Genomic DNA, 17,339 nt, shown 5'->3' with positions numbered 1-17,339 from the left:
TTTATACAAATAGGGTTACAGCATGCCGTAACCCTACTAAAATCGTTCTTTTTTATTGAATAATAAAATTTTTAACCAATAAAGCGGTGGCGCACAGCCTCCCCGTTTATCGATAACGCCTTTACTAGCCCTTTATTGCAGCAATACCGGGTAGTGTTTTTCCTTCTAGGCTTTCTAACATGGCACCTCCACCGGTAGACACATAACTTACCTTGTTCTCAAAACCGAACTGTTTTACGGCCGCAACCGAATCACCTCCACCTACAAGTGAAAATGCCCCATTTTTAGTGGCCTCATCAATAAAATTCCCTACGGCTATGGTTCCTTTTGCAAAACTCTCCATTTCAAAAACACCGATAGGTCCGTTCCACAAAATGGTCTTTGACTTCAAAATGACTTCCTTGAAGATTTCCAAGGTTTTTGGACCGGCGTCCAATCCTTGCCATCCGTCAGGTATTTTAGTGACATCGACTATTTGGGTATTGGCATCATTGGCAAAATCGTCAGCTGCCAAAACATCAACAGGAATATGAACTTCAACGTTCTTTTCCTTGGCCTGCTTTAGAATATCCATTGCCAAGTCCATTTTATCGTCTTCGCAAATGGAGTCCCCAACGTGTCCTCCCTGGGCCTTGATGAAAGTATAGGTCATTCCCCCACCGATAATCAAGTGGTCAACCTTGTCCAAAATATTCTCGATAATGGTAATCTTTGACGAAACCTTAGCTCCCCCTAAAATTGCAAGAACCGGTTTTTCACCCGTTTGCATCACTTTATCGATAGCTTCGATTTCCTTGGCCAATAGTAGTCCAAAACATTTCTCTTCCGGAAAGAACTTGGCTATAATAGTGGTCGATGCGTGGGCCCTGTGTGCCGTACCGAATGCATCGTTGATATAAATGTCTCCCAACTTTGAAAGTTGCTCGGCAAAGGCTTCATCGCCCTTTTCTTCCTCAGCATGAAACCTTAGGTTTTCCAATAACAAAATTTCGCCCGGCTTCAAGTCGGCAACGGCCTTTTCGGCCACCTCACCAACACAGTCGGCTACGAATTTTACGGTTACGCCAATAACATCGGAAACCGTACTGCAGATATGCTGTAAAGACAGATCCGGATTGCTTTGTCCCTTTGGCCTTCCTAAATGGCTCATCAAAACAGCGCTACCGCCATCTTCAAGAACCTTGATAATAGTAGGTTTGGCCGCTTGAATCCGGTTGGAATCGGTCACATTGAAATGCTCGTCCAACGGAACGTTGAAGTCAACGCGAATTAGGGCTTTCTTATTTTCAAAATTAAAGTCGTTTACAGTTTTCATATCATGCAGTTTTAGAGAGTCGCAAATGTAATAAAAAGGATGTTAGACTGGTAACCGAAAACCATTAGACTTATAGATATTAACCATATTTAAGAAGTGGCCCACCTAAGAATGTATGTATTAAAAAAGTTATCTTTGGGCCATGCTGTTCAACACTATTTTAGGGCTATCGCACATTAAGAACCATTTGGCCACTAGCGCAGATGCTGGCCGAATTCCACATGCCCAATTATTCGTAGGGCCCGAAGGCTCGGGAACCTTGCCCATGGCCATTGCCTACGCCCAGTACATCATCTGCGGAAACTCAGGAGGGGAAAACGACGGAAGCAACGAAAGTTGCAACCTAAAATTCGGTTCGCTTTCGCATCCCGATATGCACTTCGCCTTTCCGGTATCGAATTCCGACAAGATAAAGAGCCATGCCGTGAGCGATCATTATATGGAAGAGTGGCGCAAATTCGTAAAAGAACAGCCCTATGGCAACCTTTTCGATTGGTACCAATTGATCGGTATAGAAAAAAAACAAGGCCAGATCGGGGTTGACGAAGCCCAAGATGTGGTTAAAAAGCTCGCCTTGAAATCGTACGAAGGTGGGTACAAGGTCATGTTGATCTGGATGGCCGAAAAAATGAATACCGCGGCCGCCAACAAACTCTTAAAATTAATAGAGGAACCCCCCAATAAAACGGTTTTTATATTGATTGCCGAAGACGAAGAACAAATTATACAGACCATACGTTCACGCTGTCAAGTATTACATTTTCCCCCACTGGCCGAAGAGGCAATGGCCAATGCCCTAGTCGAAAAAGGCGCCCTAAGGGAAGAAGCCTTGCGTATTGCCCATGAGGCAAACGGCAACTTTAACAAGGCCCTTGACCTCATGAACTCCGACTCAGAAGATTTGGTATTTGAAAAATGGTTCGTGCAATGGGTACGTAGCGCCTTTAAGGCGAAGGGCAACAAAAGTGCCATTCAAGACCTGATCATGTGGAGCGAGGAAGTGGCAAAGACCGGGCGCGAGACCCAAAAGAAATTTCTACTCTATTGCCTTGCGGTAATGCGACAGGCCATGCTTATTAATTTCAATGCCGATGAGCTTGCCTTTATGAAGGTTCACGTAGATGGTTTTAGCCTTGAAAAATTTGCTCCCTTTATTCACGAAAACAATATCATCACTATTACACAGGAGTTGGAAGACGCCATATATCATATTGAACGCAACGGAAATTCCAAGATTATCCTTACCGACCTATCGATAAAATTGACACGTCTTTTACACAGAAAAGCGGCCTAGTCTGTGCTATACTACGGAATTTTTGGTAACTTAATAGCAACCAACCGTATAACCAAGCCAGTATGGACACTTTTTTTCACTTTATTACCGAAATATTGATATTGATTTTTCTGATTATCGTCTTTATTCAAAGCGGTATCGACAAAGTATTTGATTGGAAGGGAAACCTCACATGGCTACAAGAGCATTTTTCTGATACACCTCTTCAAAAACTGGTTCCGATCTTATTGGGCACCTTACTCCTAATGGAAATGGCCTCGGGCATCCTCTGCGCCGTTGGCTTATACCAAATGCTAATTATGGGGGAAAGCCACGTTGCCCTATACGGAGGCATATTATCGTGCATAACCTTGCTGATGCTGATGTTCGGTCAGCGTTTGGCCAAGGACTATGAAGGAGCGAAGACCATAGCCGTGTATTTTGTCCCTGCCATCTTTCTGGTATACATCTTACAGAAATAAAAAAAGCGTGCTTAGGGCTATTCCTAAGCACGCTTTTAAGACCCTGAAAGGCCTTATTATTTTTTCTTGTACTTCTCGTTCAGTAAGCTAACAATTTCGCTCGTTAGGTCGTTTGCATCTTTTCCATAAAGCACTGAACCGCCATCGCCGCCACCAAGTATGTAGCTATAGCCATTGGCTTTTCCGTACGCCTTGACTTCTTTCTTTACCTTGCTGATGATACTATCCATCTCGGTCTGCCCTTCTAATTGCAATTGTTGGTCTTCTTGCTGCAATTGCTGCCCGATCATCTGACCTTTTTGCTGCATCAAACCGTACTCTTCTTGCGCCTTTTGCTGCGATAGTTTTTGAGCCTTTATTTGGAAAGCCTGGGCTTCTTGCTGAAAAGCTTGGGAAATACTGTCTCTTTTCTTGGCTAAAGCATCGGCCTTAACTTTAAAATTGGCTTCAACGTCAATCTTTTCTTGATACTCTTCCATCAACTTTACGTTGTCTACAAATCCGATCTTTTCTTGTTGGCAAGAGGCCAATACCAAAATCGCCAATACCCATACTACGTTTTTCATAATTCTGTTTTATTTAAAATCTGCTTTGGTTGCTTCAAACCTGAAATCGAAAAAATTATTTGTGATGAAAGTTTATCGACCCATTCGAAGTTGGGCAAAAATAGAAAAGCTTTTCTAATTCACGAGAACTATTTTTTTTATGTGGACCCAAGACATGGTTCTCCATAAAATCCCTTCCCATCATCAAAATTACAGCAAAAATAGCAGCATAAACAATTCCTATGACATCTACAAGTGAGTATCAGAAAAAGCTATAAAAAACAAGCTTCTCAAATGCGCTCATTTAAACGATTAAAAATGAATCGACCCAATACACGTCAATTGGGTCAAAACGCCATTAAATCGCTCGATAATCAATTCTAACCTTGATTTTAAGGTCTAAGCCTCCTTTTTTAGAATGTATATCAATGAAGATGCCTGTCCGTTGAACAAGGCGAGGATATTCGACCACAGGCCAACACAAAACGCCCTAATAAAGTTTTGCTTGCCTGTTTTATATTTTTCGGAAAGCATGGATACATAGAACGAATCGAACCACATCGGTTTGGTCTTTATCAATTTCATTTGATGCGAAGCAAACTTACCTTCGATAGCTTCACGCGAAAAATGCCACAAATGTCTGGGCACATCATAAGCCGCCCAAAACCCTTTATAGAACTTTGCGTCCTTGGATTTAAAATTTGGAACCGCAACAACAAGAACCCCGTCCGTTTCCAAAAGTGACAATATGGTCTTTATTTGATTATCGAGATCGGGTAAATGTTCAAGGACATGCCAAAGTGTAATGACCTGAAATTTGTTTCCGGCGACAAAAGACAGATCGGAAACCAGTTCCATTTTTTTTTCGCGCGATCTCATGCGCGCATCAAGACTGGGTTCTACCCCATCAACGGACCACCCCCTACTTTGGGCATGCAATAAAAAATCGCCCGTACCGGCACCCACATCTAATAACGTTTTGTTCTTTTTTGCATAACGGCCGATCAGGTTTACTTTATTCCATAAACTAAACTTTTTGACCGCATGGTACATCTTATCCAGAGTAGACTTTCTGGAATCGGTGTGTGAGATATAGGCATCACTCTCATAATATTTTTGAAGATCTTTCGGCTGCGGTTGGGTCACCAACATTTGTAGATCTTCATCTAAAAGCAATTCAAATTCTTCACCGCTAACGGAGAAATCTTTAGTTCTTAAAAATGGTTTCATTTTAGTTCTGCGTGGTAAGATATTCTTTCTTGAGGTAACGAAGATAATTTAAAACAATGGCTCTGGAAAACGATTTTCTACAAAGACCATCCTTGACCAAATTTGGGTATACTTCCATGGCCGTATATCAATTTTCATTTCGAACATTTGTATCACAATCCTGTAAAATTTCATCAGCATTTTTCAAAAACCAAATCTAACCGACATTGTTTTTCGTCGGAACAAAGTTTAAGGCTCCATTCGATTTCCCTACTCCATAAAGTGGAAAAAAATCAATTCTCCCCCCTCCTCTTCAAATGAAACATCGTTATAAGCATTTTCATAATTCAACTCAAACTTGGCACCTACATAATCACAAAATTACTTCTCTTTTTGTTTCGCCAAGGATGAACCTATTCTGTTTTGAAAGCGACCGTTTAAATTCTTTCGCACCGATGACTTGATGTATTTTTTAAGGATGGCCCCATTCGAACAGGAACCCAGGAGGGAAATAAAAGCAGACAAGAAATCCCCCCAAAAAGTAATTTCATTGCTGCAATTTTCAATCTAGTTTTTATCGCCACAAAAATAAAATTCAACACAATTTTCGGCCTAAGAAAAACGTTCATAATACAAGGCCGCCTGGTTTTTAAAACCGCTCGACCCAATAATAGATTTCTCTGGTTCTATTTATTTGTTTTAAAGGCCTTAAATAAAAAACCTCGCCCGATTAAGGCAAGGCCATCTATATCCTCCAACCGATTTTCATTGGTGTCCGGAGGAAACCATCATTGTTCCACGTGGAACAATCAAGAAAATTATCTCCCCAAATACACCAAGAGAACACTTATATCGGAAGGGTTAACCCCACTCACCCGAGCCGCTTGTGCAATGGTAACCGGCTGTATAGAGTTGAGCTTTTCGCGTGCTTCGTACGACAAGGATTTCAACTTTGAATAGTCAAAATTCTTGGGGATTTTTACGCCTTCCAAACGCAATAATTTATCGGCATTATGTTTTTCCTTCTCGATATATCCTGAATATTTCACTTGAATCTCGGCCTGCTCCATCACTTCCCTATCTAGATTATGTTCTTCTACAAACCCGGAAACAGCATCTAATTGAAGCATGTGCTCCATCGTAACTTTGGGTCTAGAAAACACCTTGAACATCTTATCGGATTGTTTCACTAAAGCGGAATTCACACTGTCCAAAATGGGATTAATTTCTTCGGGGCGTACACTTGTTTCCTTAAAAAAACTCACAAAGGCATCGGACTTTTTCTCCTTCTCCTCCATTCGCTTTAAGCGATTTTCCTTCGCCAAACCAATCTCAAAACTACGGGGTGTCAATCTCAAATCGGCATTATCTTGACGCAACAGCGTTCGATATTCAGCCCTGGAAGTAAACATTCGATAAGGCTCTTCGGTACCCTTTGTAATCAAATCATCGATAAGAACCCCGATATAGGCCTCATCCCTTTGTAGTATAAAATCTTCCTTTTCATTGATTTTAAGATGGGCATTTATACCCGCCATCAAGCCTTGGGAAGCTGCCTCTTCATAACCAGTTGTACCGTTAATCTGTCCGGCAAAATATAAATTCTGAACAAGCTTCGTCTCTAGCGTATGCTTCAATTGCGTAGGCGGAAAATAATCGTATTCTATCGCATAGCCCGGTCTAAAGAATTTTACATTCTCGAAGCCTTTTACCGATCGTAAGGCTTTGTATTGAACATCTTCAGGAAGGGATGTAGAAAATCCATTTACGTAGACTTCTACCGTATTCCAACCCTCTGGCTCTACAAAAATTTGATGGCTATCCTTATCCGCAAAACGATTGATTTTATCTTCGATGGAGGGACAATATCTCGGTCCGATACTTTTAATTCTACCATTGAACATGGGAGAACGATCAAAACCTTCACGCAATAAATCGTGAACCAAAGCACTGGTATGCGTCATATGACAATCACGCTGTGTTGTAAGAACCGGTGTATCTAAATAGGAAAATTTTTCAGGAACCACATCTCCTGGTTGGGGTATCATCACCGAATGATCTAAAGAACGGCCATCGACCCTAGGTGGAGTTCCCGTCTTCATTCGACCACTTTCAAAGCCTAAATCAACCAATTGTTCGGTAATACCGGTAGCAGCTTTCTCTCCTGCCCTACCACCTCCAAATTGCTTTTCCCCGATATGGATCAAACCATTTAGAAAAGTTCCATTGGTCAACACCACGGCTTTGGAGCGAATATCTATGCCAAGCGACGTCTTTACCCCGACCACCTTATCCTTTTCAATAAGTAGTCCGCCAACCATTTCCTGATAGAAATCTACATTAGGCGTACGCTCCAATGCCAATCGCCATTCCTCTGCAAATCGCATTCGGTCGTTTTGCGCCCTTGGACTCCACATAGCAGGGCCCTTGGATTTGTTCAGCATCTTAAACTGAATGGCCGATTTATCGGTAATTATTCCGCTATATCCACCCAAGGCATCAATCTCACGTACAATCTGCCCCTTGGCAATACCGCCCATGGCAGGATTACAGGACATCTGCCCAATAGTTTGCAAGTTCATGGTCACCAACAAGGTTTTTGAACCCATATTGGCTGCAGCGGCAGCAGCCTCTGCTCCGGCATGACCTCCACCAACAACAATTACATCATATTCTTCTCCAAACATTCTACACTCTCTTAATTACATGAAACCATGTCAATCCGTTAGAAACGGACGGGCATATTCTTCCTATTGTTCCACGTGGAACATTGCCATTTTTTCTTCTTCCTTAGTACGCATCAAACTGGCTTCCTCATCCGTCTTATCCTTATAGCCGAACAGATGCAACACGCCATGTGCCATAACCCGGCGCAACTCTTCTTCAAATTCGGTGTTTAAATCCTGGGCATTGTCCCTGACCCTATCGACCGAAATAAAAATGTCACCCGCTATGGCTTTATCCTCAGTATAATCAAACGTCAAAATATCGGTATACGTATCGTGCGAAAGATATTTTTGATTCATATCCAAGAGCTCTTCATCAGAACAAAAAATATAATCCAATTGCTCTAAGGAACCCTGTTCGGATTCAATAAGCTGTTCTAACCAACGGCTATATTTTTCTGGGTTCTCCAAAGAAAAATCAGTATTAAAATGAAACTCAATCATTGCTCTTAAAATATTCTTTTACCTTATTTTGAAAATTGTGGCGCAAAGGTAGTGCTTGTCGGTTTAAAATCTCAATTTCATCCCGATAATTCTCTAATACTGAAGGCTTGGAGGTGATAGGATTTTTAAACTGATTGGTATTGGTGTTGCTCTCCCTTTCGGACTTCTTCCCTTGCTTCAAGGTAGCATTCTCCAATTTCAACATTTCGTACTGAATGTTATTTATTTTCGAAAGACTTCGCTGGGTCACCCCGTTTTCCAACAGGTCATTTTCAAAATCTTCCATTTGCTTCACCAGCTTCTGGCCCAACTTCCTGTCGCCGGAATTCATCATATCCTTCAACTGCTGCTCCAACTTCTCCCGCAACATTTGCTGTGTTTTATAAATTTCGTAAATCTCTTTAAGTTCTTCTTCCGAAACTTGGTTAGAGTTCCCGCTCCCCTGTCCACCATTGGCTCCGGACTTCCCACCGTTCTCTCCTTCTCCATTCTTTCCTTGTCCCTTTCCCTTAGGGTCTCCTTGGTCACCACCTTGACCTTTACCCTTCTTCTGGCCTTCTCCTTCTTTACCCTCGCCCTGTTGGCCTTGGCCCTTCCCCTTTTGTCCTTGACCTTGGCCTTCGCTCGGTTTTCCTTGGCCTTCCTTTCCCATGCCTTCCATTTTCTCCTTAAGCTCCTGCTGGCCCTTGATAATATCTGGAAGTTGAAATTCCTCTCCTTCACCCTGCCCTTTACCGGACATCATACTTTCTTGCATATTGTCCAATATCCGAGCTAGAAAATCAGCTAAGCTATTCGATGCCGTAAGTACATATTTTTGATAAGATACACCTTGGTATATTTGATTCTCGGCCACGCTTTCCAAAGTCTTGTCGATATTGTAATACACCTCGGTGATTTGCTCATTTACAAATTCAGAAAGTTCGGCACGACGTAACGACAAGGCAAATAAGCTATCGTCAACATGTTCGAAAAGATCTCGTAATTCTTGTTGCTTACGTATGCTATTCGAAAACTGTGAGGTGTTGGCATCGACTTCCTCCAAATTTTCATACAAGCGCTCTTGCTTAAAACTAAAGGTAACTAGGTTATCTAAAATTTGTCGGAGCATTTCAGCATCTTCGGTAATGGAAGACCCCCCACCTCCAGCGGCCGCCTTAGATAAGGCTTCACTCATTTCCTTCATCTTTTGGGCTGCCGATTTTTGCTTCTTTGTGGCCTTTTCCCCAGACTCTTTCGGTTCTCCGGATTGCCTCTCTTTCTCTAACTTTTCAAGGGCATCCTTAGCTTCTTCCTGATCCTTTTCAACAGCTTCCTTCTTCTGTTGATCCATTTCTATACTCATTGGTTTTTTAAGATCTTGATTGTCCTTTTCCAACTCTTCAAGTTCTTTACCCAACTCGCTAAACTTCTGGTTCAACTTTTCCTGCTCTTCAAGCGATTTGGCTTCTGCCTTTTTTTGTGCTTCTTTTTCTTGTTCTTCGGCCAATTTTTCCAACTCCCTCCCTAACTGGTCCGCCTTTTCCGTAACATAATACCGTTTGGTCAATTCCAATAATTGCTCAAGGTTTCGCTCGCTGTTCTGTTGTTTTTTACCTAGTTCTTCGAGCTTCTTCGCCAGTGATTGCTTATCAATTTTGTCAGCCACCTTATTCAATTCCTCCAGTAATTTTTCATTCTTTTTGGCCTCCATCTCCTGTCGTTCCAATCGCTCTTGCAACAACTGGTTCAACTTATCGTCCTTGTCCCCCTTGTTCAGATTTTCCTTTAACTGCTTCGAAAACTTTTGCATCTGGTTCTCTTGCAGCTGTTGTTTCCTAAGGAAGTCCTTGATTTGATTCTTATCATTAAAATTCAGTTGATTTTTTTCCTTCTGGTTCTCGTTCAATTCCTTTAACTCGGTCTTTTGCTCCTTGAACTTGTTCAGCGATTTATCCAAATTATTAATAATGGCCTGCTGCGATTCCAACTCCTTATTTTTAAGCTGGGCTTCATCCAACAAAGCCAAAGAAAAGACTTGACTCTTACTACTCTTTCCTTTATGGATCGCGTCATTATCGGTGGCCTCAAAATAAAAGCTATAGTCTACCCCAGATTTCAAATCCAATCCCGAGGGGAAGGTATAGTAAAACTGATCAAAATTGGTCTCAGGCATAGATATGGCGATACTTTGTCGGTCTTCAGGCTGGGAAGTCGAATAGCACACGAGTCTCACCTTACTCAACCTATAGTCATCGGAAGCCTCACCCACATAATAGGCCACATTGGGATTCAAGCTATCACGTATCTGCTGTACTTTAATTGTCGGATAGGCATCTCGAATTACCTTGAACTTATATCCCAATCTCTCATAATCACTCACATTACTGTTCGATGTGGTAATCTCATAGGCCAGATCGCGATATATACTTTTAGATAGTTTGAAGAATTGCTTCGACATCGTAAAATCCTGAACGGTGTCTTTGGTCAACAACCGTATCGATTCGGTGTTTTTTCCGATGACCTTCCACGTTACCCTTGTACCTTCCGGAAAGGTAGCGTTGCCCGTACTTTTTAGGGTTTCGGGAGGCATGTTCAAATAACTCGGGTACTGCAAATTTACCTCAAAGTCCTGTACGGTCGGTGTTCTCAATACCTTTAGGGTATATTCCCTAGAACGCACACCATTTGCCGTAAAAGCGAAACTCATATCACCTACCGGCGCATCAAAGGTATACTGGTAACGGCCTCCAAATTCTTGTAAAACCGATTGCTTTCCATCGATTTCAATATAAACCATCTCAGGACGCACTTCCCCCTTGGTCATCACTTCAATGGTCAAGGACTCGGTGTCGAGTACACTCAGGTCATTGGATAAAAGGTGAAAGCTAAAAGGTGCTGGGGGTTCATAGGCCATGTTATAATTTACGACCCGATCCGCAGATCCGAAAAAAGGCCTAAGGTTGCCGGTAAGCCACATTATCAAAATCACAAGTAACGGTATACCCAAGTATTTGAGGTACTTCAGGTTTTCGCGAAAATCCACCGCCTTGGTAAAGGGCACGACCCCCATCTGCTGGCTTCGCTGTTCTATACTGGCCAAAAGCAACTCGGAACGATCCTTGTCCTCGCCCAACTCTATTAGGTTATACAACTTATCTCCTACCTCGGGAAAATGCTTTCCGATCAATACGGAGGCTTCCTTCTTGTCCATTCCCCGCTTTAACCTAAAAAGATAGAACAAAGGCGTTAAAATGTATTTAAACAACAATAACAGTTCCACGGATATACACCCCAACAAAAGCAGCAAACGTCCCGTAGAATTGAGCCAAAGCATGTACTCGATGCCCAAAACCACAAAAAAGAAAAGCAAGCCCAAGGCAATAAACAGCAAAATGCCTTTAACCAGCATCTTGGTATAGTACTTTCTAACGAAAGCGTTGAGCTTGTGAAGTATGTTCTGATAAGCGTTCATAGATTGTAAAGATAAGGAAAAAAGGGCCTGAGCTCTTAGAAGCGGAATAAGGCGAATATAAGCGCGGTTTAAAGCTTATACCTTTGGGAGCTAGGGCGCTTTTTATACCTTTACGGCATAAATATTTTAGCCATGAGCCAAAGAGTACGCGTACGTTTTGCACCCAGCCCTACAGGGCCCTTGCACATCGGTGGTGTCCGCACTGCCCTATTCAATTATTTATTCGCCAAAAAACACGGTGGCGATTTTATATTAAGAATCGAAGACACCGATCAGAACCGCTATGTAGAAGGTGCCGAACAGTATATTATCGATGCCTTGAACTGGTGCGGACTCGCTTTTGACGAAGGTCCGGGATTACAGGGTGACCATGGTCCCTATAGGCAAAGTGAACGCAAACATTTATACAAGGAATACGCGGAAACCCTCATTGCCAAAGGAAAGGCATATTACGCCTTCGATACCTCGGAAAGCCTTGATGCCCACCGCAAAGGTCACGAAGCGGAAGGCAAGACCTTCATATATAATTGGCACAACCGACTGAAACTGGACAATTCTTTATCATTATCGCCAGAGGAAGTCAAAAACCGCTTGGAATCCGGTGAAGACTACGTGGTACGTTTTCTTACCCCTCCAGATGAGAAGTTGCATCTAAAGGACCTTATTCGCGGAACGATTGAAATCGACACCAATATCTTAGACGACAAGGTTCTTTTCAAAAGCGACGGTATGCCCACCTATCATCTCGCCAATATTGTAGATGACCATTTAATGGAAATTACCCATGTCATTCGGGGTGAAGAATGGTTGCCCTCTTTGGCCCTACACCAACAACTCTATGATGCCTTTGGCTGGAAGACCCCTGAATTTGCCCATTTACCGCTCATTATGAAGCCGGTAGGAAAAGGTAAACTCAGCAAACGCGATGGTGAAAAGTTAGGCTTTCCCGTCTTCCCCCTAAGTTGGAAGGAATCGGAAGGCTATAAGGAAGCCGGATATTTTCCGGAAGCAGTTGTAAACTTCTTGGCCCTTTTAGGCTGGAACCCCGGTACCGAACAGGAGATTTTTAGCCTTCAGGAATTAATCGACACCTTTAGCATAGAACGCGTGAACAAATCAGGGGCACGATTTGACCCTGATAAAACCAAGTGGTACAACCAACAATATCTTCAAAATAAAGATGACAAGGAATTGGCCGCTCTTTATGCCGAAATCTTGAAATCAAAGTCGGTGGCAGTCGATGACAAACCCATGGACTATATTGAAAAGGTCGTTGGCCTGATCAAGGAACGCGCCGTATTCGTGTCGGACTTTTGGGATTTATCGGATTATTTCTTCGAAGCCCCAACATCTTACAACGAAAAGGCCGCCAAAAAACAATGGAAGGCCGATACCCCTGACATTTTAAACCGTTTGGTATCAGTACTAGAAAGTATAGAGGACTTTAGCTCGGCACATGTTGAAACTACCGTAAAAGCATGGATTGGAGAAGAAGAACTATCCTTCGGTAAAGTCATGCCGCCCTTGCGCTTGGTCATTGTCGGCGATATGAAAGGTCCTCATTTGTTCGATATCATGGCCATGATCGGAAAAACGGACAGCATCGCCCGTATTCAAAAGGCGATAACGGCTTTAGCATAAATTATATCCACTATATTCCGATAAGGGGCAACGATTGCAAAAACCAATCGTTGCTCCTTTTTTTGTTGGTCCCAACCAAGAATACTAGCGGTGTGTAACAAACTCACGAAAAATACTACATATATATAAAGCATTTCGTAAATTCAGTAATTCAGTAATTCATTAAATCATCTAAATCTAAAATTATGGGCAGTTTTCTCTGGATACCAATTGCATTTTTCGTTATTGTGACCATCCTCTCAGGAGTCTTTATCGTCAAACAACAAACCGCGGTTTTAATTGAAACCTTCGGAAAATTCACTAGTGTCAGACATTCGGGCATTCAATTTAAGATACCCTTCGTTCAACGTATTTCCGCAAGGGTCGGACTTAAAATACAGCAATTGGATGTTATTATTGAGACCAAGACCTTAGATGATGTATTCGTAAAACTCAAGGTTTCGGTGCAATATGTAGTGATAAAGGAAAAGGTATACGACGCCTTCTATAAATTGGAGTACCCGCACGAGCAGATTACCTCCTACGTATTTGATGTAGTCCGTGCAGAAGTGCCAAAAATGAAATTGGACGATGTTTTCGTAAAGAAAGATGATATCGCCATTGCCGTAAAATCGGAGCTACAGGATGCTATGTTGGATTATGGTTACGACATTATTAAAACCTTGGTAACGGATATAGACCCCGATGCCCAGGTAAAGGAAGCCATGAACCGTATCAATGCTTCGGAACGTGAAAAAATAGCCGCCCAATTCGAAGGTGACGCCGCCCGTATCCTTATCGTAGAAAAGGCTAAGGCCGAAGCGGAAAGTAAAAGACTCCAAGGTATGGGTATTGCCGACCAGCGTCGTGAGATAGCACGAGGACTCGAAGAGTCAGTAGAGGTACTGAATAAAGTTGGCATCAACTCGCAAGAAGCCTCGGCCCTTATCGTTGTTACACAGCATTATGACACCCTACAATCCATAGGTGAAGAAACCAACACCAACCTGATCCTGTTGCCTAATTCACCACAAGCGGGTAGTGACATGCTAAACAATATGGTCGCCTCCTTTACGGCAAGTAATATGATCGGCGAGTCGATGAAAAAAACACATAAGAAAAAAGACAGCGAGTCATAAGGTACGGGAGCTTCACCTCCCCTATCCCAATAATTAAAAAATGGCCTTAGGAAATTTATACCTAAGGCCATTCTTTAGTCTAAAGTAATACTAGTTGAACTTCTTCAACAGCTTTTTCGCCACCATGGACAGGGTCAGTTTTTGAATAATTCCGCTAAACCCACCCAACAAATGGCTCGGATATAGACTATTCTTTGTAATCTGTACATGCATCTTAAAATTTTCACGGCCTATCTCCTGCTCCAATTTCAAGATTTTCAAGTCTTGATCGATCTGTTCGAACGTAGTATATTTTTTTGGTATCATATTTCTTCAAAATAAAGTTCGGAAAAACGGGCCATGAGCGGTTTGACCAAGGTACGTCGGAATACAAAAACCAAAATACCCAACAGTATATAAAATCCCCCGACAATAAGAAAACCTAAAGCCGTATCCTCCAATTGGCCACCTAACCAAAAAGCTGCCCCTAGTGACAGGAACAGAAGGGCCAATATTAGCGCCACGGATAGAAAAGCAGCTTGGGCAAAGCCTGTAATTCCTTTCATAAGCAGCTTAAAAGCCTTTAACTTATAAAACTCCCTACTACTATCAAGGTATGACTTGGCGCTTGCCTCGGCTTCTGATATACTTTCCTTTAGTTCCTCAAATGCCATATGCTATTTCTGTAGTTGTGCATTCTTCTTCTTCAGCTCGGCCAATTTAGCTTCCAAAGTCATGATAATATCATCAGCCTTATAGCTCATATTTGAAATGCTATCCTCAAGCTTCTGTTCAAAATCCACTTTCTTGGCCTCGGCAGTTTTCGTCAACTCATCGGTAGCCTGTGATATTCTGTTTGAAATATCCTCTTTGGTCTTTAAGGCATTCTTTTTAATTCTCTTTCTTGTTTTCTCTCCTTTATCAGGTGCATACAAAATTCCCGCTCCTACTCCAACAATTGCCCCAGTCAATACGGCTAATAATATATTTCCACTATCATTTGACATAATCTCAATTTTTTAAATTCATAATACGTTAAATCTGTTCAGAAATATTTTAGGGAAGACCTAAAAAAATTTAACCTCCAACAGATACCATGCAAGTTAGCATGAAGAAATTCTAAAAATTACCTCAATCGAATCTAAAATTGACGTTTAAGTACATTTTAGGTGGACTGACGCCATTTAAGCCGATTTAAAAGCGCCGAATCACCCAACTAAAGCAATCTATAGGGAGAATTTTAAAACAGCCTGAAATCCCACGGAAATAAGTCGTTTTTAATATATATCATCAATACTCATTATACTTTCCATAGAAATTAATTATACCGAGGAAAATGGGTGTTGCGCATAAAAAAACTCCTTAAAAACAAAATTGCCTTTAAAGAGTTTCAACAAGTAATAATATTAAATCTATTTGCTTTGAATTTTTGCCCAAGTATCCCTTAAGCCGACCGTTCTGTTAAAAACCAATTTTTCATCTGAACTATCGGGATCCACACAAAAATAACCCAAACGTTGAAACTGATAACGATCACCTGCTTTGGCCTCGGACAAACTCGGTTCCAAATAACCGGTAATCACTTTCAAAGAATCAGGATTTACAAATTCCATAAAATCTTTGTCCTTATGTGTATCGGGACTCTCATCGGTGAACAAGCGATCGTAAAGACGAACTTCTGCTTTCAAGGCATGGGCCACCGACACCCAATGTAAGGTTCCTTTTACCTTACGAAGGCTTTCCTCGGTTCCACTTCCACTTTTACTCTTAGGGTCATAGGTACATTGCACCTCTATAATATTCCCATCGGTATCTTTTGTACAGCTTTCAGCCTTGATGATATATCCAGATTTCAATCGTACCTCTCCCCCTAATTTTAAACGGAAGAACTTTCGGTTGGCTTCCTCCCTGAAATCTTCCTGCTCAATATAAAGTTCCCTTGAAAAAGGAATCTGCCGTGTACCGGCCGATGCGTCTTCGGGGTTATTTTCGGTATCCAACCACTCTACTTCTCCCTCTGGGTAGTTCGTGATTACCACCTTTAAGGGGTTAAGTACACCCATTACCCTAGGCGCAATTTTATTCAAATGCTCACGAACGTGGAATTCCAAAAGGGAAACATCAATAAGGTTATCACGCTTGGCTATACCAATGGTATCTACAAAATTACGGATAGATTCAGGCGTGTAACCCCGCCTTCTAAGTCCTGATATCGTGCTCATTCTCGGATCGTCCCAACCTTTGACCACCTTCTGCTCAACCAACTGTAGCAGCTTCCGTTTACTCACCACGGTATGGCTTAGGTTACGTCGCGCGAACTCACGTTGCTTAGGTCTAAGCTTTTTGGAGTCCACTACTTGATCCAAAAACCAATCGTAAAGTTCACGGTGCATAGCGAACTCTAGGGTACAAAATGAATGTGAGACCTGTTCGATATAGTCGCTCTCACCGTGGGTCCAATCGTACATCGGATAAATACACCAATCGGTATTTGTTCTGTGATGGGCTTTATGTAACACTCGGTACATTATTGGGTCGCGCATTAACATATTGGAAGATGCCATATCGATTTTCGCCCTTAATACATGTGTGCCTTCGGCAAATTCGCCGGCTTTCATCCTTTCAAAAAGCTCTAAATTCTCCTCAACGGAACGATTTCTATACGGACTCTCGGTTCCGGCTTGTGTGGGTGTACCTTTTTGGGCCGCCATTTCCTCTGATGATTGCTCATCTACATAAGCCTTTCCTTTTTTGATCAACTCAATCGCCCAATCATATAATTGTTGGAAATAATCAGACGCATACCGTTCGGTATCCCATTTAAAACCGAGCCATTCCACATCTCTTTTAATGGCATCTACATACTCTTGTTCTTCCTTTGCCGGGTTGGTATCGTCAAACCTCAAATTTACCGGTGCGTTATACCGCAATCCCAATCCAAAATTCAAACAAATCGAACTTGCATGGCCAATGTGTAGATAGCCATTCGGTTCGGGCGGAAAACGAAAACGTAAATCTTGCTTTGAATAACCATTTTTCAGGTCTTCCTCAACTATGTGTTCGATGAAATTCAACGACTCGACTGCCTCGCTCATAGGGTTATTTTTTAGAGCCACAAAGGTAGTCAAAATGCACTAATCGCACTGCTTTGAA

The 17,339-nt window shown here is 42.0% G+C and carries 14 protein-coding genes; 4 read left to right on the top strand and 10 right to left on the bottom strand.

The annotated features are described in order from the left end of the window. Positions 1-124: 124 nt before the first annotated feature. Complete coding sequence (locus tag ZOBGAL_RS08165) at positions 125-1,315, bottom strand: phosphoglycerate kinase (protein ID WP_013993085.1); 1,191 nt, start codon at positions 1,313-1,315, stop codon at positions 125-127. Positions 1,316-1,457: 142 nt separating this feature from the next. Between ZOBGAL_RS08165 and ZOBGAL_RS08160 the strand changes: the two genes are divergently transcribed. Continuing rightward, positions 1,458-2,609 (top strand): DNA polymerase III subunit, encoded by a 1,152-nt coding sequence (locus ZOBGAL_RS08160; protein WP_013993084.1) that lies wholly within the window; start codon positions 1,458-1,460, stop codon positions 2,607-2,609. A 62-nt stretch (positions 2,610-2,671) separates the two neighbouring features. Further along, positions 2,672-3,070, top strand: a complete 399-nt coding sequence (locus ZOBGAL_RS08155; protein WP_013993083.1) for a hypothetical protein — start codon at positions 2,672-2,674, stop codon at positions 3,068-3,070. A 56-nt stretch (positions 3,071-3,126) separates the two neighbouring features. On the opposite strand, the gene ZOBGAL_RS08150 is transcribed toward ZOBGAL_RS08155, so the two are convergent. The 5 genes from ZOBGAL_RS08150 to ZOBGAL_RS08130 all read right to left on the bottom strand — a co-directional run bounded on the left by ZOBGAL_RS08150 (position 3,127) and on the right by ZOBGAL_RS08130 (position 11,448). Then, complete coding sequence (locus ZOBGAL_RS08150) at positions 3,127-3,636, bottom strand: OmpH family outer membrane protein (RefSeq protein WP_013993082.1); 510 nt, start codon at positions 3,634-3,636, stop codon at positions 3,127-3,129. A gap of 378 nt (positions 3,637-4,014) precedes the next feature. Further along, positions 4,015-4,845, bottom strand: a complete 831-nt coding sequence (locus ZOBGAL_RS08145) for a class I SAM-dependent methyltransferase (RefSeq protein ID WP_013993081.1) — start codon at positions 4,843-4,845, stop codon at positions 4,015-4,017. A 797-nt stretch (positions 4,846-5,642) separates the two neighbouring features. Further along, on the bottom strand, positions 5,643-7,511 hold the full coding sequence (gene mnmG, locus ZOBGAL_RS08140; RefSeq protein WP_013993078.1) for a tRNA uridine-5-carboxymethylaminomethyl(34) synthesis enzyme MnmG: 1,869 nt from the start codon (positions 7,509-7,511) through the stop codon (positions 5,643-5,645). A 63-nt stretch (positions 7,512-7,574) separates the two neighbouring features. Then, positions 7,575-7,994 (bottom strand): rRNA maturation RNase YbeY, encoded by a 420-nt coding sequence (ybeY, locus tag ZOBGAL_RS08135; RefSeq protein WP_013993077.1) that lies wholly within the window; start codon positions 7,992-7,994, stop codon positions 7,575-7,577. Then, positions 7,987-11,448, bottom strand: a complete 3,462-nt coding sequence (locus ZOBGAL_RS08130) for a cell envelope integrity protein TolA (protein WP_013993076.1) — start codon at positions 11,446-11,448, stop codon at positions 7,987-7,989. The genes ybeY and ZOBGAL_RS08130 overlap by 8 nt, the downstream gene beginning before the upstream one ends. Positions 11,449-11,580: 132 nt before the next feature. Here ZOBGAL_RS08130 and gltX point away from each other — a divergent pair, with 132 nt between their 5' ends. After that, complete coding sequence (gltX, locus tag ZOBGAL_RS08125; RefSeq protein ID WP_013993075.1) at positions 11,581-13,089, top strand: glutamate--tRNA ligase; 1,509 nt, start codon at positions 11,581-11,583, stop codon at positions 13,087-13,089. 185 nt (positions 13,090-13,274) lie between these two features. Then, complete coding sequence (locus tag ZOBGAL_RS08120; RefSeq protein WP_013993074.1) at positions 13,275-14,207, top strand: SPFH domain-containing protein; 933 nt, start codon at positions 13,275-13,277, stop codon at positions 14,205-14,207. Between the two features lie 90 nt (positions 14,208-14,297). Here ZOBGAL_RS08120 and ZOBGAL_RS08115 read toward each other — a convergent pair whose 3' ends face one another. The 4 genes from ZOBGAL_RS08115 to ZOBGAL_RS08100 all read right to left on the bottom strand — a co-directional run bounded on the left by ZOBGAL_RS08115 (position 14,298) and on the right by ZOBGAL_RS08100 (position 17,281). Continuing rightward, entirely contained in the window at positions 14,298-14,513 is a 216-nt protein-coding gene (locus ZOBGAL_RS08115) for a DUF6327 family protein (protein WP_013993073.1), read from the bottom strand. Next, entirely contained in the window at positions 14,510-14,860 is a 351-nt protein-coding gene (locus ZOBGAL_RS08110) for a hypothetical protein (RefSeq protein ID WP_013993072.1), read from the bottom strand. The genes ZOBGAL_RS08115 and ZOBGAL_RS08110 overlap by 4 nt, the downstream gene beginning before the upstream one ends. Positions 14,861-14,863: 3 nt before the next feature. Next, positions 14,864-15,193: a YtxH domain-containing protein gene (locus tag ZOBGAL_RS08105; RefSeq protein ID WP_013993071.1), complete on the bottom strand. Its 330-nt coding sequence runs from the start codon at positions 15,191-15,193 to the stop codon at positions 14,864-14,866. 405 nt (positions 15,194-15,598) lie between these two features. Continuing rightward, entirely contained in the window at positions 15,599-17,281 is a 1,683-nt protein-coding gene (locus ZOBGAL_RS08100) for a glutamine--tRNA ligase/YqeY domain fusion protein (protein WP_013993070.1), read from the bottom strand. Positions 17,282-17,339 lie beyond the last annotated feature (58 nt).

The organism is Zobellia galactanivorans (genome assembly GCF_000973105.1).
GTDB classification, from domain to species: domain Bacteria; phylum Bacteroidota; class Bacteroidia; order Flavobacteriales; family Flavobacteriaceae; genus Zobellia; species Zobellia galactanivorans.
Note: the sequence above shows the minus strand (reverse complement) of the source record. Positions and strands in the feature narration are given on the sequence as shown.